Raw genomic sequence first — 17,356 nt, forward strand, 5'->3', positions numbered from 1 at the left:
GCTATTCTAGCGGCGCTGCTGACGAACTGGAGTCGTCTACGTCCGCGTCGAGTGACGCGAGGACGAGTCGGCGGAGCGCGGGAAGCGCGGCGGCGGGGTCGGTCCCGTCCTCGATCGCGGAGGCGATCACCTCGTTGAAGCCGGAGACGAGGAACATCGCGGCGATCGGAGTAGCGGATTCGCCGTCGATGTGCGATGTGACTAGGTCGGCGAACCGCGTGAGCATTTCGCGCCGCTGACGCATCCCGGCTGCGCCGAGTGCCGGAAGCTCGCGGTGCAAGGACAGAGTGATTCCTGGTGCGGCAGCCGCGACCGTGACGAAGGTTCGCAGCGCGCGTTCCACCCGGTCGTCGAGCGGAGCGTCGGCCACCGCGTCGAATGCGGCTCCGACCGCATCGACCATCGTCGTGTTGATGTGATCGGCGAGGGCGAGATAGCAGGAATCGCGATCCGGGAAGCTCTCGTAGAACGTCCGACGTGAGACCCGTGCCCGACGAACGATGTCGGCGACGGTTGTCGCGGAGTAGCCGCTCTCCTCGACTTCGGCGGCGAGCGCTTCGAGGATTCGCATGCGGTTGTCTGTCATCGGGACATGAGACTACCCGCCGTCAGGGCTCGAGTGCCGGATCACTTCGATCTCGCCGCCCCGGCCCGGGGAGTAGGTGACGCCGCGGAACCTCGTGGGTTCGCGCCGGGCCGTCGTCGGAGCGAGGTCGACCCCGCGGAGGACTTCACGGAGAACGATGTCCATCTCTGCCTGCGCGAACGACGCGCCGATGCATCGGCGCAGGCCGCCGCCGAACGGGATCCAGGTGGACGGGTCCACGCGCGAACCGACGTACCGATCGGGGTCGAAGTCGCCGGGCCGTTCGTGATTGGCCGCGTCGTCGTGGATGGATCGTGCGTCGACCACGATCGTCTGGCCCTCGTCGATCAGGTAGTCGCCGAGAGGGAACGGCGCCATCGCGCGCCGGAGAGTCTGCTGAACGATGGGCCGGGTGCGCTGCACCTCGGCGAGGGTGGCCGCGCGGAGGTCGTCCGAGTCGCCGGAACGTGCCTCGACTTGAAGCCGTCGCAGGAGGTCTGGGTGCCGAGTGATGCGTTCGAGCGTCCACGCCAGCGTTCCGGCCGTGGTCTCGTATCCGGCGATCACCAGCGCCAGCAGATTGTCGACGAGCTCGTCACGAGACAGCGGTAGCCCGTCGGCGTCGCGGGCGGCGACCAGTATCGACAGGACGTCAGAGCGTTCACGTCCCGCGTCGAGATCGTGCCGAGCCTGCTCGGCCAGCTCGTCGACGACCGCGGCGTGCTTGCGTCGGAACCGGGTGAGCGATCCGCCGGGGGAGAAGCGGCCGAAGTCCCGCTGGAGGAACGTACTGAGAGCGAGTGCCTGCCCTACCTGCACGAATCGGGGGAGATCCTCGGCGAGTGCGGAGAATGCGGGGCCGCCGTGGTTCATTCCGTAGACCGCGCGCAGGATCACCCGCATCGTGATGGCGTTCATCGATGGAAGTGACGCGAAGCGCTCGCCGACCGGCCAGGTGGCGATCTCGCGTCGTGCCTCGTCGAGCATGATCTCGTGATGCCTGCGCAGTGCCGCACCGGTGAACGGCGGCGTCAGCATCTTGCGCTGGGTGCGGTGTTTGTCCTCGTCGAACGAGAACAGAGAGTGGCCGCCGAGGACCGGTCCGATGGCGTTCGCGGCGTGCAGCACGGTTGGATCGGCCCGGTACACCTGGCGGGCGAGGTCCTTGTCGCTCACGACCACGAGGTCGCCCAACCCGACCACCTTGACGTGGTACGCGTCGCCGTACCTCTCTCGGAGATGTCGCCTCGCCGCCCGGCTGCCCGATCCCAGGGTGAGCGTCCCGGTGAGCAACGGGAAGGGGGCGGTCGGCGGACGGCGGGTGGATCCGGTGCGCGTCGAAGTCATGTTCGTCCTTTGCGGTTCCCGATGGTACATGTGCGTACCACGTGGTGACGAACCTACGCACTCGGGACGAGAGAGGCAAGGGGCGAGCGGTTGATCAGGGGGCGGCGTCGACCGGCGGCTCGTCGGCCGGGCCGGTCGCACTGACTGATGCGAGGAGTTCACGCACTGCCATGGCACGGCGATACGACGTGCCTTCGAGAGCGTCGAGTGCACATTCCGGATCGGCGGGCGGACCGAGGTGGGTGCATCCGCGGGGACAGTCGTCTGTCGCATCGCGGAGATCGTCGAAAGCGTCGATGATCTGATCCGGCGTCACGTGGGCGAGGCCGAATGAACGGATGCCGGGGGTGTCGACCACCCACCCGCGACCGCCGGGGAGTGCAAGCGCGACGGACTGCGTCGACGTGTGCCTGCCCTTTCCGACTCCGGACACGACGCCGGTCGCACGATCGGCGTCCGGCACGAGGCGGTTGACGAGCGTCGACTTGCCCACACCGGAGTGCCCGATCAGGGCGGTGAGTTTGTGGTCGAGCGTCTCCCACAACTCGTCGAGCGGATCGTCGCGGCCGGCGACGATGACGGGGAGATCGAGATCGGCGAAGTGCGCCGAGAACTCGGCGGGCGCTGCGAGATCCGACTTGGTGAGGCAGAGGACCGGCGACAGTCCACCGGCGTACGCCGCTGCGAGCGCGCGTTCGACGAATCCGGTCCGCGGGGGCGGATCGGCGAGTGCGGTGACGATCAGCAGTTGGTCTGCGTTGCCGACGACGATCCGTTCGTACGGGTCGGTGTCGTCCGCGGTCCGCCGGAGGACGGTTCGTCGGTCCTCGACGCGGACGATCCTGGCGAGGGTGTCGGGTCTGCCGGACAGGTCGCCGACCACGCCGACCCGGTCGCCGACGACTATCGGGGTCCGGCCGAGTTCCCTGGCACGCATGGTCACTATCCGGCGATCTGGATCGTCGTCGAGCACACACCCCCACCGTCCCCGGTCGACGGACACGACCATCGCGGTCTGGGCGTCGGCGTGTGCGGGTCGTGTCTTGGTGCGTGGTCGAGTGCCCTTGCCGGGTCGGATGCGGACATCCGACTCGTCGTACGCCTGAGCGCTCTTGTTCTTGGCGCCGCGGCTCAAGAGGCAGTCCCGGCCATCGTCTCCCACATCGACACGAAGTCGGGCAGGGTTTTTGCGGTGGTGCCGACGTTGTTGATCTCGACTCCCGGAACCCGCAGCCCGAGCAGGGATCCCGCCGTCGCCATTCGATGGTCCGCGTATGTCTGCCACACGCCTGCACGGAGCGGGACGCCGGTGATCACGAGTCCGTCGTCGGTCTCCCGGCAGTCGCCGCCGAGCCTGTTGATCTCCGTGGTGAGGGCCGCGAGCCGGTCGGTCTCGTGGCCGCGCAGGTGCGCGATGCCGCGGAGCGTCGACGTGCCGTGCGCCAGTGCGGTGAGTGCTGCGATCGTCGGTGTCAGTTCGCCGACATCCCGCAGGTCCGCGTCGATCGGCGACAGGACATCGGGGCCGGTCACGGTGAGCAGGCCGTCGTCGCCGCGCGACGCGACGGCGCCCATCCGCTCGAGGATGCCGACGATCTCCGCTCCCGGTTGGGTGGTGGTGGACGGCCAGCGGGGGACGCTGACGCGCCCTCCGGTTGCAGCAGCGGCGGCGAGGAACGCGGCGGCGTTGGAGAGGTCGGGTTCGATAGCCCAGTCGACGGCCGAGATCGAACCGGGGTGGACCGTCCACGACGTGTTGTCGGAGGCGGCCTCCACGTGCACGCCTGCGGTGCGGAGCATGTCGACTGTCATGTCGATGTGCGGCATGGACGGCACCGGTGCGCCGGAGTGCGTGATCTGCACTCCATCGGTGAAGCGTGCGGCGGACAGCAGCAGCGCCGACACGAACTGCGACGACGCCGACGCGTCGATCGTGACTGGACCGCCTGCCACCGCGCCGGTGCCGTGGACGGTGAACGGCAGCGAGTCGCCGTCTATCGAGACGCCCAGGTCGCGAAGGGCGTCGAGAACCGTGTGCAGCGGGCGGGTCCGAGCCTGCTCGTCACCGTCGAACGCGGCGTCGCCGGTGGCGAGAGCTGCCGCGACCGGCAGGAATCGCATCACTGTCCCTGCGAGGCCGCAGTCGACCGAGCCTCCGTGCAGCGGTGCTGGTGTCACCTCGACGCTGGTCGGGTCCGCCGGGTCGGCGGTGATCCCGGTGCCGAGTGCGGCCAGGCCTGCGAGCATCAGGTCGGTGTCGCGGCTGCGCAGCGTGCCCGTGACGCGCGACGGGCCGTCGGCGAGCGCCGCCAAGATCAGAGCGCGGTTGGTGATCGACTTCGATCCGGGCAGGTCGACGACCGCGTCGACCGATCCTGTGACATAAGGCGACAGCCAGTTGCTCATGAGGTCCAGTCTTTCACGTCTGCGCGGGAGGCCTCTGGTCGCGGCGCAGCGGATGATCGGCGGGGATCTCAACGATGATGATCGTCCGCCCATCCGGGTCGGAGATCGACATCTCCACCAGCCCCCAGGGTTTGGTCTCCGGCTCGGAGCCGATCGGCACTCCGTCGGCCGCGAGACGGTCGCGTTCGGACCGGATGTCCCGGACCTGCAGCCACAGGGTGTCGCCGCCGGACTGCCGCCCCGGTGGCATGTGCGCGGGGATCTCGATGTGGCTGGTCCCGGCGTGGAACACGACGCCGCCCGGGTATTCGCGGGCGATCGCGAGCCCGAGTCGGTCGCGGTAGAAGTCCGTGAGGGCTGCGGGATCGGATGAAGTCAGCAGAATGCGGCTGGTCAAGACCTCCATGTGTCCACGGTAGACGGGCGAGTGGCCGCCTCGGCGGCTTCCTGACCGATGCGTTCGAACTGGGCGCCCATGGCCTCGGCGAGGGCCTGCGCCGCGGTGAGTGGGCGGACCATCACCATGAAGTCGTCGATCTTGCCGTCGTCGTTCACGTGTATGAAGTCGGTGCCGGTAAGGGCTTTGCCGTCGATTGTCGTCTCGAACATCAAAGCGTGATCGCGGCCGTCGGCGCTGCTGTACTCGCGGACGTAGTGGAAGCCGTCGCCCATCACCCGGATCACTCCGCGCAGGATGGCGGCGGTGATGTGACGTCCGTGGTACGGCTTGAACGCGACCGGGCTGGTGAAGACGACGTCGTCGGCGAGGAGTCGGTCGATGGCCTCGTGGTCGCGGGCGTCGACGGCTTCGCGGAACTCGCGCATGGGTGCTCCTTAGTCAAAAAATTGATTACCTTTCCGTTCGAGTATGGGCTTGCGGCTGTCGGCCTGTCCAGGGATCAGCCGTCAATTTGTTGACTAATCTGGTTGCATGGCACTTCGGCACGCGTTGCTGGCGACTCTTCTGACCGTGGGGGAGTCGTCGGGCTACGACCTCGCCAAGGAGTTCACTCCAGAACGTGCGACGTTCTGGGTGGCGTCGCCGCAGCAGATCTACCGCGAACTCGACGGCATGGAGGCGGCCGGGCTCGTGTCTGCGCGGGTTGTCGTCCAGGAGCGCAGGCCCGACAAGCGCATGCTCACGATCACCGATGCGGGTCTGGCCGAACTCGAGGCCAACGCACGCGACGGTGCCAAGCCGGTGGCGATCCGCGACGAGATGATGGTGATGGTGCAGAGTGTCGCCGCCGCCGACCGTGTCGCCGTCTGCACCGCCGTTCGTGATCGACTGGACGCCTCGCGGCGAAAGCTGGCGCACTACGAACGCCTCGAAGCGAAGTATCGGGCCGGACGGTCCGATGCCGCCCTGTATGCGGACGAGCGAGTGGCGGGACCGTACCTGACTCTGTTGCGCGGGCTGTCGTTCGAGCGGGAGAACATCGCCTGGAGCGAGACCGTGCTTCGGGTTCTGGAAAGGGAGGGCGACGATGCCTGAGGTGAGTGCCGGAATCCTGATGTATCGCACCGGTGCGCACGAGTTGGAAGTGCTGCTCGTGCACCCCGGCGGACCGTTCTTCGCACGCAAGGACGACGGCGCGTGGTCGATACCGAAGGGCCTGGTGGAGCCCGGTGAGGACGTGCTCAGCGCCGCTCGTCGCGAGTTCGCCGAGGAGACCGGGCATATCGCTCCCGAGGGCGAGACCGTCGACCTCGGCGTGGTCCGACTTCGCAGCGGCAAGCTCGTGCATGGATTCGCGGTCGAAGGCGATCTGGACTCAGACGCGATCGTCAGCAACGTTTTCGAGATGGCATGGCCGCCGAAATCGGGCCGCATGCAGACGTTTCCGGAGGTCGATCGGGCGGGATGGTTCTGCGCGACGGAAGCACGCGTGAAGCTCAACGCCGCACAATCGGACTTCGTCGACAGGCTGATCGAGAATCGTTGAGGTGGTTCAAAAGTCAGCTTCGTCATCGATAGCCGAGGGCAATCTTCCCTCGATCATCGATGACGAGACTGATACTTGAGAACCGGCGTGAGTGCACCGAGCTCACTCGGCGGCAGGCAGTCCAGATACGAACTCCCCGAGGCGCTCGAGACCGATGCGGAGGTCGGACTCGGCGGTGGCGTAGGACAGGCGGACGTACCGTTCGGCGCCGATGTCGCCGAAATCCTTGCCAGGGGTCAGAGCGACGTGAGCCGAAGCGAGCGCCCGCTCGCAGAACTCCGAAGCAGTCAGGCCGGTTGGACTGACATCGACGTACACGTAGAACGCGCCGTCCGGGGGAACCGGAACGTCTAAACCGATGCGCCGAAGACCGTCGAGGACCAGGTTCCGTCGGCCGTGCAAGGTGTTCCGACGTGCCTCCGCCTCGGCGATGGTCTGCGGATCGAAGCAGGTCAGCGCCGCCATCTGCGATGGTGTCGGCGGACAGATGTAGTAGTTCTGCGCGAGGCGTTCGGCCACTGGAATCATCTCCTCCGGAAGCACCGCCCAACCGAGTCGCCAACCCGTCATCCCGAAGTACTTCGAGAAGCTGTTGATCACGATCGCGCCGGGATCGTCGGCGGCGACGCTCCGCCGCTCGCCGTCGGCGAGGCCGAGGTAGATCTCGTCGACGATCCGCCACCCGTCCCGGTCCTCGGCGACGCGGCAGAGATCGAGCAGGTCGTCGTACGCGAGCGATGTGCCCGTCGGATTGGACGGCGACGCGATCATCACGCCGCGTGTGCGCTCCGACCACGCATCTGCGACGTCATCCGGCGTGAGCTGGAAGCGGGACGACGGTCCGGTGCCGAGCAGGCGGACGTCCGCGCCGAAGCTCTCCGCAAAGCGCCGGTTGCACGGGTATGACGGATCGCCCACCAGTACTTCGTCGCCCGGGTCGATGAGCGCCGCGCACGACAGCAGCAGCGCCGCCGACGCGCCCGTCGTGACCACCACACGACGGGCGTCGATCGGTGCACCGAACTGCGCGCCGCTGAACTGTGCGATGCGTTCACGCAGTTCCGGAAGGCCGAGCGCGCCGGTGTAGGCGAGCGGACGGCCGTCGGTGAGGCCACGAATCGCTTCCAAGAACGCGGGTGGCGCACCGAAGTCCGGCTCGCCGATGTTCAACTTCACGACATGGACGCCGGTCGCCTCCAACTCGGCGGCATGCTTGCCGAACTCCATGGCGTAGAACGGCGTGACTGCCTCGGCTCGGCGGGAGAAGCGCATGCGGTCATCGTATGCACCGCACGCCGGGAGCGACGATCAGGCCGGAACCCAATTGAAGGTGTCGGGATCCGGGCCCAGCCTGCGGTCGGCGTCGAGTGCGTCGATCCGGGCGACCTGCTCGTCCGACAACTCGAAGTCGAACAGAGCGCTGTTCTCGGCGGCCCGGGCTGGCGACGACGACTTCGGGAAGATCACGTCGCCACGCTGAATGTGCCACCGCAGTGTCACCTGTGCGACGGTGCGCGCCACCTGTCCCGCGATCTCGGCGAGCACGGAGTCGTCGAGGACGGCGCCCTGGCCGATGGGCGCCCACGCCTCGGTGACGATGCCGTGGTCGCGGTTGAATGCGCGCAGCGGGGCCTGCTGGAAGTAGGGATGCACCTCGATCTGGTTCACCGCGGGGACCACTTCGGTGTTCGCGAGCAGTCGCTCGAGGTGCGCCTGCTGAAAGTTCGAGACACCGATCGTGCGGAGGGCGCCCGACCGGTACTGGCCTTCGAGAGCGCGCCACGTGTCGACGAAGTCGCCGACCTCGGGCAGCGGCCAGTGGACGAGGTACAGGTCGATCGGACCCAGGCCGAGCTCGTCGGTCGAGCGGGCCACGGCGTCCACAGCGACAGCCGGATCATGGGCGTTGTTGTTCAGCTTGCTGGTGACGAACACGTCCGACCGCGACAGGCCCGACTCGCGGACCGCCTCGCCGACCTCACGCTCGTTGCCGTACATCTGCGCGGTGTCGATGTGGCGGTAGCCGGCCTCCAGGGCGGTCAAGACTGCGCCCTTCGTCTCGCGCGGGGGAATCTGGTACGTGCCGAATCCGAGCTGCGGGATGTCGACGCCGTTGTTGAGGGTGATGGACGGAATGGTGTTGTCTGCCATGACATGTTCAATGCGGTCGCGCGGTCCGAGTATTCCCGGATGGGTGAACACCCGGATCTTCTCCCTGGGATCGGCTCTGGACTGGTGCTTTCCGTCTCTGGCGGTGGCACCGTGAAGGCATGAGCACATTCACTGACAACACATCGTCCACCGGCGTCTCGATCTGGAAGATCGTGGCCATCGTCATCGCGATCATCGTCGCGGTGTCGCTGATCGGGCCGATTCTGCACGCGGCGTTCTGGATCGGACTGTTCGCCCTCGCAGCCGTCGGCGCCTACTCGCTGTTCAAGTCGAAGGGCTGACTCGCGGCCTACGATGGGCCGCATGACTCGGAAACTCGTTGCGACAGCATTCGGCGCACCCCGTGAAGTCCTCACCGTCGTCGATGTCGAACTGCCGACCGCGTCTGTCGGCACGGTGACCGTCGATGTCCGCGCCGCGGGGATCAACCCGTTCGACGTGAAGAGCGTCCAGGGCGTCATGGGAGAGGACCCGGCGAAGCTGCCCTTGCAGATCGGAAACGAATGCTCCGGGGTGGTCCGGGAGGCCGCGGCGGGCACCGGGCCGGCGGCAGGCGATCGTGTGGTCGTCTACCCGGTGTCCGGAGCGTTCGCCGAGACCGTCGTCGCACCCGCGGCGTCGGTGCACACACTGCCCGACACCGTCGACTTCGACCAGGCAGCAGGGCTGCTCCTCGCCGGAGTCACGGCATACGACCTCGTCGAGACCCTCGACATCACCGAGACCGACACGGTTCTCGTGCACGGCGGCGCAGGCGCGGTCGGATCGATCGCGGTGGTACTCGCCGTCAGCCGCGGGGCCACCGTCATCGCGACGGCGTCCCCGGCGAATCACGAGGCTGTCCGTGCCCTCGGCGCGACGCCAGTCGACCATCACTCGGTGCTGCTGGACGCCGTCCGATCAGCCGCGACGACCCCGGTGACCGCTGTGATCGACACGGTGGGGGTCGATGACGCGATCGACGTCTCGCTGGATCTGGTCGAACCGGGGCGGATCGCGAGCATCGCCGCCTGGGGCCGGGCGGGGGACGGCATCACGATCCTCGACGGTTCCACCGACGCGAGCAAGCGGCATCGCCGCGACGCGGTCCAACCGTTGCTCGCCGCTGCCGCCGACGGTCGGATCGTGATCGAGGTCGCGGGGACGTCCACGTTCGACGATGCGGCCGATTCGTTCGACGCGCTTGCCGGCAGGCATCCCCGCGGCAAGTACATCCTGCATCCGTAGGTCGTGGCTGTACCGAACGCCCAGATCGTGCGTGCCCTGCGCGCGATCGTCGGCGACACCCACGTCCTCACGGAGTCCGATGTCGCGGCACCGTATCTGACGGACTGGACAGGAGAGTGGCACGGCGACGCGGTGGTGGTCCGTCCCGCCGACACGGCAGAAGTGGCGGCCGTGCTCGGTTTGTGCACCGCACACGATGTGAAAGTGACCCCGCAGGGCGGAAACACCGGTCTCGTCGGCGGATCGACGCCGCCACCGAACGACTCACGACCGTGGGTGCTGCTGTCGCTGCGCAGGCTCGACACCATCGGAATGCCCGACGGCTCGGGGCAATGCATTGCGGCGGGGGCAGGTGCGACCTTGGCCGCGGTGCACACCGCCACCACTACGATCCCCGAACTCGGCCTGATGTTCGGCGTCGACCTTGCGGCGCGCGACTCCGCGACCATCGGCGGCATGGTTGCCACGAACGCCGGCGGCATCCGCATGATCCGATACGGCGACATGCGCTCCCAGGTCCTCGGGCTCGAAGCGGTGCTCCCGTCCGGCGACGTGGTCACGCGGTGGCGGCCGCTGCGCAAAGACAACGTCGGATATCACCTGCCCGGCCTGATCGCGGGCAGCGAAGGCACACTCGCCGTCGTCACGCGTGTGCTCCTGCGGCTTGTCCAACGCACGTACCGGACTGCGGTCGCGCTGGTCGGCGCCGCAGACGTCGACGCGGCACGGCGAGTGTTCATCGCCGTCCAACGGTCCGGCCACACTGTTGAGGCCGCCGAGATCATGACCCGAACCGGAGTCGATCTTGTAGCCGGCACCGGTGTCCGGACGCAGATCGACGCCGGTGCGACGCTGCTCCTGGAGATCGTCGGGGGAGTCGAGGAACTGTCCGAATCACTCGCGAGGGCGGGCGACGACGTGCTCGACGCCGTCGTGGACGCCGGACCGGCACGCGACCTGTGGCGAGTGCGCGAATCGCACACCGAGACCATCGCTCGTTCCTCCACCACACCTCCGGTGAAACTCGACGTCTCGGTGCCGATGGGCGATGTGCATCAACTCATCAGCAGGGTCGACGAGTTCGCGGCCCGCGCCGGGTTACGAGCGGTCCAGTTCGGTCACATCGGCGACGGCAACATCCACGTCAACCTGCTCGACGTCCCTGCTGAGAATCGTCAGACTGTTGCCGACTGCGTGTTGGGGATCGTCGTTGAGCTCGGCGGCAGCATCAGCGCCGAACACGGCATCGGCCGAGCGAAGGCAGCCTCGATCGGCCTCGGCCGCGACGCCGTCGACATCGCCGCGATGCGAGCGATCAAGGGCGCTCTCGATCCAGGTCAACTGTTGAACCCCGGTGTGATCTTTTTCGAATCCGGGTAATCTGTGACGACGGGTTACGGACAACTGGGGAGCTGTGATGAATGACCTGGCACTTGATCACCAAGCGATCATCGTCGGCGCTGGATTCGGCGGCATCGGGGCCGGGATCGAACTGAAGCGGCAGGGGATCTCCGATCTGGCGATCCTCGAGCGTGAAGACGACCTCGGCGGCACCTGGCACGTGAATCACTACCCGGGACTGGCAGTCGACATCGCCTCGGTCACCTACTCGTATTCATTCGAACCGAATCCGAACTGGACCAGGCTGTTTGCGCCCGGCGCTGAACTCAAGAAGTACGCCGAGCACGTCGCCGACACCTACGACCTCCGCAGGCACATGGAGTTCGGGGTCACCGTCGAACGCGCCGAGTGGGACGACGCCGGGTTCTGGACGGTTCACACCACGGACGGCGCCAGCCGTACAGCGCAGTTCCTCGTGACCGCCACCGGATTCCTGTCGCAGCCGTACACCCCCGATTTCCCCGGCATCGAGTCGTTCGCAGGCGACATCATCCACACGACCGCATGGCAGGACGGCTACGACTTCGCGGGCAGACGTGCCGCGGTGATCGGAACCGGTGCCACCGCGGTCCAGTTGATCCCCGAGATCGCGAAGTCGGCTCGTCACCTGACGGTGTTCCAGCGAACCCCGATCTGGGTAGTGCCGAAAGTCGACTTCCCGATCCCGGCTCCGATCCGTCGACTCTTCGGCGCAGTGCCGGCGACGCAGAGGGCGGCCCGAGCGATCAACACGTCGATGCTCGAGTTGCTGATGGTCGTCGGCGTGCTCCATTACCGCCAGGCCAAGCCTGGAAATCGGCTCGCTGCTCTGCTCGCCAAAGCGCACATGCGCGCGCAGGTGCGTGACGCGAACACCCGCCGACAGCTCACCCCCGCCTACGACTTCGGGTGCAAACGCCCGACGTTCAGCAACACGTACTTCCCAGTGTTCAACCAGCCGGACGTCGACCTCGAGACGTCGTCGATCGTCCGAGTGGAGGCCGACGGGATCGTCGTCGAGGGCGAGAAGAAGATCCCGGTCGACACGCTGGTCCTTGCGACCGGCTTCAACCTGTGGGACGTGAACTTCCCCGCGTTCCAGGTGATCGGGCGCGACGGTCGGGACCTGGGGAAGTGGTGGCGCGACGGCCGGTTCCAGGCGTACGAAGGTGTGGCCGTCCCGAAGTTCCCCAATTTCCTCACCTTGAACAGCCCGTACTCCTACAGCGGCCTCTCGTACTTCACGACCATCGAGGGCCAGATGCGACACATCGCCCGACTGTTCGGGGAGCTGCGGAAGCGCGGCGCGGACCGTTTCGAGGTCACCGAGCAGGCGAACTCCGCCTACCTCGACAAGTCGACCGAAAGACTCGGCGACTCGGTGTTCTACGCAGGCGACTGCGCGTCGTCGAGGAGTTACTACTTCAACCAACACGGCGAAGCGACCCTGCTCCGCCCCCAGGCGACGCTGTCGACCCTGCGCGAGATGGAGAACTTCCCGCTCGACGACTACACGTACGCCTGACGGCGGAACAGTGCGCTTCACCGTTTGATCAGCGGGCTCCTCACCACGTGCCCACCGGCGGCGCGGTCGGCGGAGTCGAAGAAGTCCTCGCGGTAGATGTCACGCGGGAACAGCCGTGACTTCATCAACGCCTTCATCGTGTCCTCGACCATCGACGGGTTGCCGCAGATGTAGGCGGCGTTGCCGCCGGCCTTCGGAAAGTCCTCCGCAAGCAGCACCGGGACTCGGCCCCGCCTGCCTTCGTGTTCCTCGCGGGACACCGCTGGGCGATACGAGAACCAGTCCCTCTCATCCGCGGCGTCGGAGAACCAGTCCCGGTCGTACAGCCCGTCGACCTGGGCGACACCGTGGTACAGGACCACATCGTGTTCCCATTCGCCCTCGTCGTCCAGTTCCATGACGTGACGCAGGATGGACTTGAGCGGCGCCAGGCCCGTTCCGCTGCCCAACAGGATCAGTGGTTTGTCCTTCGCCGGGCGATAGAAGAACTGGCCGTAGGGCCCAGACAGACTGACCTCGTCACCTGCAGCGAGATCAGCGAAGATCCAGCCGTCCGTCGCGACACCGTCGGGCGATCGTTTCACGTGCAACTCGATGACGTCGGGTTCACTCGGCGGGCTCGCGATCGAATACGGCCGATTGTCGCCGTCCGGCAGGTTCAGCTGCACGTATTGACCGGGGTTGAACGCGAGCGGCTCCGACAAGGTGATCACGAGTCGCCGGACATCCGGGGCGATGTCGTCGAGGGCCGTCACGGTTCCGGAGAAGTCCCTCACCGGATGGATCTCGACGCCGTCCTCCAAGTCGACGTCACCCTCGATCACGACGTCCTCGCATGGTTTCGCCACACACATCAGTGCGAACCCGTCGTCGCGGTCGCTGTCCACCAGTGCATACGGCGACGCGTCGCCGAGGTCGACGTCGCCGTCCAGCACCTCCGCTTTGCAGGTACCGCATGTGCCGTGTGTGCAGGCGTGCGGAAGCCACACTCCATTGCGCAGACATGCGTCGAGAATCGTCTGATCGTCGCGGCACGACAGCGTGGCGCCCAACGGTTCGACGTGGACTGTGAACGTCTCAGTCATCGCGTGCCTCCTAGGTCGTCGAGAAGGTCAACAGGCCCTTGTGCCCGACGCCCGCGTCGGCCAGCGACGTCTCCGGCGAGGCGGTGAAGTCGTCGTCGAACAGTCGCCACCCGCTGATCGAAGCGGGATCGAAATCGGGGTCGCTCGCGGCCCAGGGGACGACGATGTCGGACACGAACGTTCCGAACGGCATCGAGCTGGGCGCACGGAAACAGGCGGCCGAGCAGAACAGGAGATTTCCGCGCCAGTGCACGTAGACGAGTTGATCGTCTCCGAACACTTCTTTGCGGTCAGCGGCTGGGAAGTCGTAGTCGTACAGTGCTTTGACAGCCATGATGCTCAGGCCTCCGATCCGTTTGAATGCCATTCGAGCCACGACTGATGGTCACGAGACCCGCGGTACTCGCCGTTGTCGCCCTCCTGAATGCCGTACCAGTCGAGGACCTCCGGAACTGTCGGGCCGCCGCAGTTGCCCTGGTAGATCTGGTGGACGGGCAGCCAGGCCTGCACGTACTTCTCCGGCTCCCGCTCGAAGATCCACTGACATCCGTCGCTGCAGGTGTGGTAGGTCTCGTCGCGGAACGCACTCCTGCGGAACGAGATCTTCGTCGGATCGTCGCTCTCGGTGAACGCCATCGGCACCTGACAGACTTGGCAGAGTTGGGGGAGGCCCTGGAAGAAGACGCGGCCGCCGGCTTCCTCGGTTCGCCGATGCTTCTCCCAGGTCGGCTTGTAGACGGTGTCGAACGTCTCGCCGTACTGGTCGGACAGCCATGCCATCTTCTCGTCGTCGGGAGTGGTGGTGGTGAACGACGCCGCGAACGAGAAGTTGTGCAGGATCTTGTAGACCTCGTGCGACAGTTTGTCCTTCTCCGCGATCGCGTCCTTGACGTGACGCGGCGGTTTGATGCCGTAGAACTCCAGGTCCGGGAACAGTCCTCCGAGCATCTGCTGCTCGAAGTAGAGCTCGAACGCCTCCTTCCAGCTCATCACCGGCTTGGGCAGCATGTAGTCCATCATTCCGGCCACCAGTGCCGACATGCGGTACGCCCGCCAGAACCACTTGTCGACCCACTCCTGGATGATCGGGACGTTGCCTTCGTCCTGCTCCAGGAGGAACTTGATCGCCTCGAGACCGAGGGTCATGTGTCGACTCTCGTCGGACTGTGCTGAGAAGCCGAACGACATCGTCGGCATGTCGCCGTTGTAGCTGGCGCCCGACATGAACGGCACGAACAGCAGATTCGTCAGCAGGTACTCGAAGCTGAACGAGATCGAGATCAGGAACTCGAACGGCCCCGCGGTCATCGCGTCGTCGAACAGCGATTTCGGCACGGACAGATACCAGACGCGGTCGTGCATTTGCGAGAAGGAGTGGAACCCGTCGTAGTACTTGTTGTAGTTGCTGATCGTGTGGATCTGCGTCTGGCAGTGACGGAGCTCGTCGACACTCTGGCAGAGCGCGGCGAAACGCGGCGCCGGACCTTCGAGGTACCTTGCGAGATACGCGAAGTGCCGGTGCGCCTGGTACTCGAGCGGCGTCACGCCCTGAATGAAGAGCTTGATCGCGTTCAGATATGACGCGTCGGACAACCCGAGATGGCCCTGGCTCTGCGCGAATGAGTCGAGCACCGCGTAGAGGCGCTTGTCCTTCTCCGCCTGGTACTTGAAGTACGAGTCGACTGTCAGCCGGAACGGATCCTCCCAACCGTCCCAGTCGTGGACCTTGATTCCCTCGTAGCTGGTGTAGGGATAGAGCGTCTCGCGCTCGACGTACGACGGCTCCCAGTCAAGATCGCGAGTGAGCAACGAGTACCGCTGCTTCATCGGGAGCTTCTTCGGGCGGCGCGGCTTGGTGCCTGTGCTTGTCGTGTCCGGGGTCTTTGCTGTGGTCATGATGATGTCTCACTTCTGGCGCGTCGCGCCGCGGGCCTGTCGATGGTTGATGGTGTCGCGCGGTGGTGATTCAGTGATCCCAGGCGACGATGATCTGGTCGTCGTCCCATTCGGCGAAGTTGCCCGTGTAGGAGACGATCGCGAGTTGGAACTCTCCGGTCTCCCACTCGCGACCCAACCGCTCTTCGACGGACTCTCGGTTGATCACGATGCGGCCGGGAGCCGACAGCTTCATCAGCCCGGGGAGAGCCCGGATCTGCAGATCGGGGTTGTCGTTCCGGATCGCGTCGACGAGTGCGCGGTTGTCGTCGGACTCCTGGAGATCGATCCCGACTGGGCGGGCCTGTTCGACGGTCATGCCTCTGCCGCCTCTCCGAGATGACCGCGGACGACGGCGGTCAACGCACCCACGGCCTCGTCGGCACGAGCGCCCCATTCGGATTCGATGCGGTCGAGCACCGCCGTATTCGCCTCGCCGTGTTCGGGATCGCCGACCCACGCCTTGATCAGCGCGTCCAGCCACTTGCGCTGGTCGGTGAACCAGGTGGTCAGATACTGCGCGAAGAGGCTGTAGGCGCCTGCGCCGCCCATCAGTGCGGCTTCGTCGAGGCCGTGGTACATGACGGGGTACAGGCGACGGTCGATCGCGTCGATCGCGAGGAGTCCTTCGGCCCAATCGTCGATGACCATGATCTCTTCGACGAGCCTGCGCAGCGGCTGCAGGTGCTCGCCGTTCATCCACTCCTCTTTGGCCGTCGTCAGAACGTCCGCGGTGCCGCTTCCGAATGCGATGCCGGCGCGGGAGATCATCTGTGCGTTGCCGATCCTGTCGAAGGCCGCGAACGATGCACACTGGGACAGTGACGTGCCGTAGGCGAAACGCGCGCCCGTGACGCTGACGAGCTGCGCACCCGACTCATAGTGGCGGAGCGGCACGATCACCGAGGCCATGACCGCACGCCACGGTTCCGGCATCTTCGCCAGCAAGTCGCGTTCCTCCACGTATGCGAGCGTCTTGCCGAACTCGTCGTGGAGCGCGGCCCGGTTGGTCACGTACGGGGTGTAGTAGAACTGCCGGGGATCGGTGTACGAGTAGGGGTCGGTGAGGCGGAGGGCGGAGTACTTCTCGTCGTAGAGTTCCCTGTCCTGAATCCACGTGGGGCGGTAGTGGAAGTTCTCCCGCGGCTCGATGTCGAGCGTCGCTTCCTGGTAGCGAGTGGCGGACTGGTCGCCGAATCTGTCGATGATGTTCTGGTAGGTCTGCCGTTTCGGTTCGATGACCTTGTAGCGCAGTTCGTATTGCACCGGATTCCTCCTGGAAGGGCTGTTCTCGGGTGCGGCGATCGCCGCGGGATGTCAGTTGCGGGAGAGGAGTTCGAGGACCAGGTCCTGTACCTGTTCCTCGTCGGTGAGGCGGCGCGGAGCGTCGCCGCCGTCCTCGGTGACCAGTGACGCGGTCGCGGTGTGGCCGGAGATGACCGTCTGGATCCGGGCGCGGCGCGCGCCGAAGCCGAGAGTGAAGGAGAGCGCGCCGGGGCCGGTCTCGTCGATCAGAGTCAACTCGCCGCCGGGGCCGCCGCCGTCGTGCCAGGCGAGGACGGCGTTGGCCTCGCTGACGAGTTGTTCGGCGAGCGACCGAATGATGACCTGGGTGTCGGCGCCTTCCGCGACGCTCACTTCGTCAGACGGTTCGGTCTGTGGTGACGACTCGGGGCCGCCGTCGAGCAACTCTTGAACTCTCCACATGAAAGGTGTCATCGCGTTCTCCAGGGAGTGATGTGAAGCA

General features: G+C 66.2%; 20 protein-coding genes. 6 read left to right on the forward strand and 14 right to left on the reverse strand.

Annotated features, from left to right (window positions below):
* Position 1: 1 nt before the first annotated feature.
* From WFK36_RS02610 to WFK36_RS02635, 6 genes are all read right to left on the reverse strand, one after another.
* Complete coding sequence (locus WFK36_RS02610) at positions 2-586, reverse strand: TetR/AcrR family transcriptional regulator (protein ID WP_336789421.1); 585 nt, start codon at positions 584-586, stop codon at positions 2-4.
* A gap of 12 nt (positions 587-598) precedes the next feature.
* The gene (locus tag WFK36_RS02615; RefSeq protein ID WP_336789423.1) at positions 599-1,933 is read right to left on the reverse strand and encodes a cytochrome P450; all 1,335 of its coding nucleotides are present in this window, start codon (positions 1,931-1,933) and stop codon (positions 599-601) included.
* A gap of 94 nt (positions 1,934-2,027) precedes the next feature.
* Positions 2,028-3,068: a ribosome small subunit-dependent GTPase A gene (gene rsgA, locus WFK36_RS02620; protein ID WP_336789425.1), complete on the reverse strand. Its 1,041-nt coding sequence runs from the start codon at positions 3,066-3,068 to the stop codon at positions 2,028-2,030.
* Positions 3,065-4,339 carry a 3-phosphoshikimate 1-carboxyvinyltransferase gene (aroA, locus tag WFK36_RS02625; protein WP_336789427.1) on the reverse strand — a complete coding sequence of 425 codons (1,275 nt, stop codon included), beginning with the start codon at positions 4,337-4,339 and terminating at the stop codon, positions 3,065-3,067. The genes rsgA and aroA overlap by 4 nt, the downstream gene beginning before the upstream one ends.
* A gap of 13 nt (positions 4,340-4,352) precedes the next feature.
* A complete protein-coding gene (locus tag WFK36_RS02630; protein ID WP_336789429.1) occupies positions 4,353-4,745 on the reverse strand; it encodes a VOC family protein in 393 nt (130 codons plus the stop codon).
* Positions 4,733-5,164, reverse strand: coding sequence for a nuclear transport factor 2 family protein (locus tag WFK36_RS02635; protein WP_336789431.1), 432 nt, complete (start codon positions 5,162-5,164; stop codon positions 4,733-4,735). Before WFK36_RS02635 ends, WFK36_RS02630 begins: the two co-directional genes overlap by 13 nt.
* 106 nt (positions 5,165-5,270) lie before the next feature.
* On the opposite strand from WFK36_RS02635, the gene WFK36_RS02640 reads away from it, so the two are divergent.
* Both WFK36_RS02640 and WFK36_RS02645 read left to right on the forward strand, forming a co-directional pair.
* Positions 5,271-5,834: a PadR family transcriptional regulator gene (locus tag WFK36_RS02640; RefSeq protein ID WP_008375872.1), complete on the forward strand. Its 564-nt coding sequence runs from the start codon at positions 5,271-5,273 to the stop codon at positions 5,832-5,834.
* Complete coding sequence (locus WFK36_RS02645) at positions 5,827-6,285, forward strand: NUDIX hydrolase (RefSeq protein ID WP_336789433.1); 459 nt, start codon at positions 5,827-5,829, stop codon at positions 6,283-6,285. Before WFK36_RS02640 ends, WFK36_RS02645 begins: the two co-directional genes overlap by 8 nt.
* Before the next feature lie 102 nt (positions 6,286-6,387).
* Here the strand turns inward: WFK36_RS02645 and WFK36_RS02650 are convergent, their stop codons facing one another.
* The gene (locus tag WFK36_RS02650) at positions 6,388-7,557 is read right to left on the reverse strand and encodes an aminotransferase class I/II-fold pyridoxal phosphate-dependent enzyme (protein WP_336789435.1); all 1,170 of its coding nucleotides are present in this window, start codon (positions 7,555-7,557) and stop codon (positions 6,388-6,390) included.
* A gap of 36 nt (positions 7,558-7,593) precedes the next feature.
* Positions 7,594-8,436: an aldo/keto reductase gene (locus WFK36_RS02655; protein ID WP_336789437.1), complete on the reverse strand. Its 843-nt coding sequence runs from the start codon at positions 8,434-8,436 to the stop codon at positions 7,594-7,596.
* A 119-nt stretch (positions 8,437-8,555) separates the two neighbouring features.
* On the opposite strand from WFK36_RS02655, the gene WFK36_RS02660 reads away from it, so the two are divergent.
* Genes WFK36_RS02660 through WFK36_RS02675 form a run of 4 tightly spaced genes read left to right on the forward strand, consistent with a single transcriptional unit; the run spans position 8,556 to position 12,589 of the window.
* Positions 8,556-8,738: a hypothetical protein gene (locus WFK36_RS02660; RefSeq protein ID WP_008375868.1), complete on the forward strand. Its 183-nt coding sequence runs from the start codon at positions 8,556-8,558 to the stop codon at positions 8,736-8,738.
* 22 nt (positions 8,739-8,760) lie between these two features.
* Positions 8,761-9,684 (forward strand): quinone oxidoreductase family protein, encoded by a 924-nt coding sequence (locus WFK36_RS02665; protein WP_336789440.1) that lies wholly within the window; start codon positions 8,761-8,763, stop codon positions 9,682-9,684.
* 3 nt (positions 9,685-9,687) lie between these two features.
* A complete protein-coding gene (locus WFK36_RS02670) occupies positions 9,688-11,064 on the forward strand; it encodes an FAD-binding oxidoreductase (protein WP_336789442.1) in 1,377 nt (458 codons plus the stop codon).
* A gap of 37 nt (positions 11,065-11,101) precedes the next feature.
* On the forward strand, positions 11,102-12,589 hold the full coding sequence (locus tag WFK36_RS02675; protein WP_336789444.1) for a flavin-containing monooxygenase: 1,488 nt from the start codon (positions 11,102-11,104) through the stop codon (positions 12,587-12,589).
* Between the two features lie 17 nt (positions 12,590-12,606).
* On the opposite strand, the gene WFK36_RS02680 is transcribed toward WFK36_RS02675, so the two are convergent.
* From WFK36_RS02680 to WFK36_RS02705, 6 genes are all read right to left on the reverse strand, one after another.
* Positions 12,607-13,674: a 2Fe-2S iron-sulfur cluster-binding protein gene (locus tag WFK36_RS02680; protein ID WP_336789446.1), complete on the reverse strand. Its 1,068-nt coding sequence runs from the start codon at positions 13,672-13,674 to the stop codon at positions 12,607-12,609.
* Positions 13,675-13,684: 10 nt separating this feature from the next.
* On the reverse strand, positions 13,685-14,008 hold the full coding sequence (locus WFK36_RS02685; protein WP_336789448.1) for a phenol hydroxylase subunit P4: 324 nt from the start codon (positions 14,006-14,008) through the stop codon (positions 13,685-13,687).
* 5 nt (positions 14,009-14,013) lie between these two features.
* Positions 14,014-15,570, reverse strand: a complete 1,557-nt coding sequence (locus tag WFK36_RS02690) for a ferritin family protein (RefSeq protein WP_336789450.1) — start codon at positions 15,568-15,570, stop codon at positions 14,014-14,016.
* 70 nt (positions 15,571-15,640) lie between these two features.
* The gene (locus WFK36_RS02695; RefSeq protein WP_336789452.1) at positions 15,641-15,928 is read right to left on the reverse strand and encodes an MmoB/DmpM family protein; all 288 of its coding nucleotides are present in this window, start codon (positions 15,926-15,928) and stop codon (positions 15,641-15,643) included.
* Positions 15,925-16,875, reverse strand: a complete 951-nt coding sequence (locus WFK36_RS02700) for a ferritin family protein (protein WP_336789454.1) — start codon at positions 16,873-16,875, stop codon at positions 15,925-15,927. The genes WFK36_RS02695 and WFK36_RS02700 overlap by 4 nt, the downstream gene beginning before the upstream one ends.
* Before the next feature lie 51 nt (positions 16,876-16,926).
* On the reverse strand, positions 16,927-17,328 hold the full coding sequence (locus tag WFK36_RS02705) for a hypothetical protein (RefSeq protein ID WP_336789456.1): 402 nt from the start codon (positions 17,326-17,328) through the stop codon (positions 16,927-16,929).
* Positions 17,329-17,356 lie beyond the last annotated feature (28 nt).

It is taken from the genome of Gordonia malaquae (genome assembly GCF_037148075.1).
In the GTDB taxonomy this organism is placed as follows: domain Bacteria; phylum Actinomycetota; class Actinomycetes; order Mycobacteriales; family Mycobacteriaceae; genus Gordonia; species Gordonia malaquae.

Excerpts from the sequence above, each read along its gene's own strand:
- WFK36_RS02615 (WP_336789423.1), bottom strand. The coding sequence starts at position 1,933 with ATGACTTCGACGCGCACCGGATCCACCCGCCGTCCGCCGACCGCCCCC.
- WFK36_RS02655 (WP_336789437.1), bottom strand. The coding sequence starts at position 8,436 with ATGGCAGACAACACCATTCCGTCCATCACCCTCAACAACGGCGTCGAC.
- WFK36_RS02640 (WP_008375872.1), top strand. The coding sequence starts at position 5,271 with ATGGCACTTCGGCACGCGTTGCTGGCGACTCTTCTGACCGTGGGGGAG.
- WFK36_RS02650 (WP_336789435.1), bottom strand. The coding sequence starts at position 7,557 with ATGCGCTTCTCCCGCCGAGCCGAGGCAGTCACGCCGTTCTACGCCATG.
- WFK36_RS02610 (WP_336789421.1), bottom strand. The coding sequence starts at position 586 with ATGACAGACAACCGCATGCGAATCCTCGAAGCGCTCGCCGCCGAAGTC.
- aroA (WP_336789427.1), bottom strand. The coding sequence starts at position 4,339 with ATGAGCAACTGGCTGTCGCCTTATGTCACAGGATCGGTCGACGCGGTC.
- WFK36_RS02660 (WP_008375868.1), top strand. The coding sequence starts at position 8,556 with ATGAGCACATTCACTGACAACACATCGTCCACCGGCGTCTCGATCTGG.
- WFK36_RS02635 (WP_336789431.1), bottom strand. The coding sequence starts at position 5,164 with ATGCGCGAGTTCCGCGAAGCCGTCGACGCCCGCGACCACGAGGCCATC.
- WFK36_RS02705 (WP_336789456.1), bottom strand. The coding sequence starts at position 17,328 with ATGACACCTTTCATGTGGAGAGTTCAAGAGTTGCTCGACGGCGGCCCC.
- WFK36_RS02680 (WP_336789446.1), bottom strand. The coding sequence starts at position 13,674 with ATGACTGAGACGTTCACAGTCCACGTCGAACCGTTGGGCGCCACGCTG.
- WFK36_RS02685 (WP_336789448.1), bottom strand. The coding sequence starts at position 14,008 with ATGGCTGTCAAAGCACTGTACGACTACGACTTCCCAGCCGCTGACCGC.
- WFK36_RS02675 (WP_336789444.1), top strand. The coding sequence starts at position 11,102 with ATGAATGACCTGGCACTTGATCACCAAGCGATCATCGTCGGCGCTGGA.
- WFK36_RS02630 (WP_336789429.1), bottom strand. The coding sequence starts at position 4,745 with ATGGAGGTCTTGACCAGCCGCATTCTGCTGACTTCATCCGATCCCGCA.
- WFK36_RS02665 (WP_336789440.1), top strand. The coding sequence starts at position 8,761 with ATGACTCGGAAACTCGTTGCGACAGCATTCGGCGCACCCCGTGAAGTC.
- WFK36_RS02645 (WP_336789433.1), top strand. The coding sequence starts at position 5,827 with ATGCCTGAGGTGAGTGCCGGAATCCTGATGTATCGCACCGGTGCGCAC.
- WFK36_RS02695 (WP_336789452.1), bottom strand. The coding sequence starts at position 15,928 with ATGACCGTCGAACAGGCCCGCCCAGTCGGGATCGATCTCCAGGAGTCC.
- WFK36_RS02690 (WP_336789450.1), bottom strand. The coding sequence starts at position 15,570 with ATGACCACAGCAAAGACCCCGGACACGACAAGCACAGGCACCAAGCCG.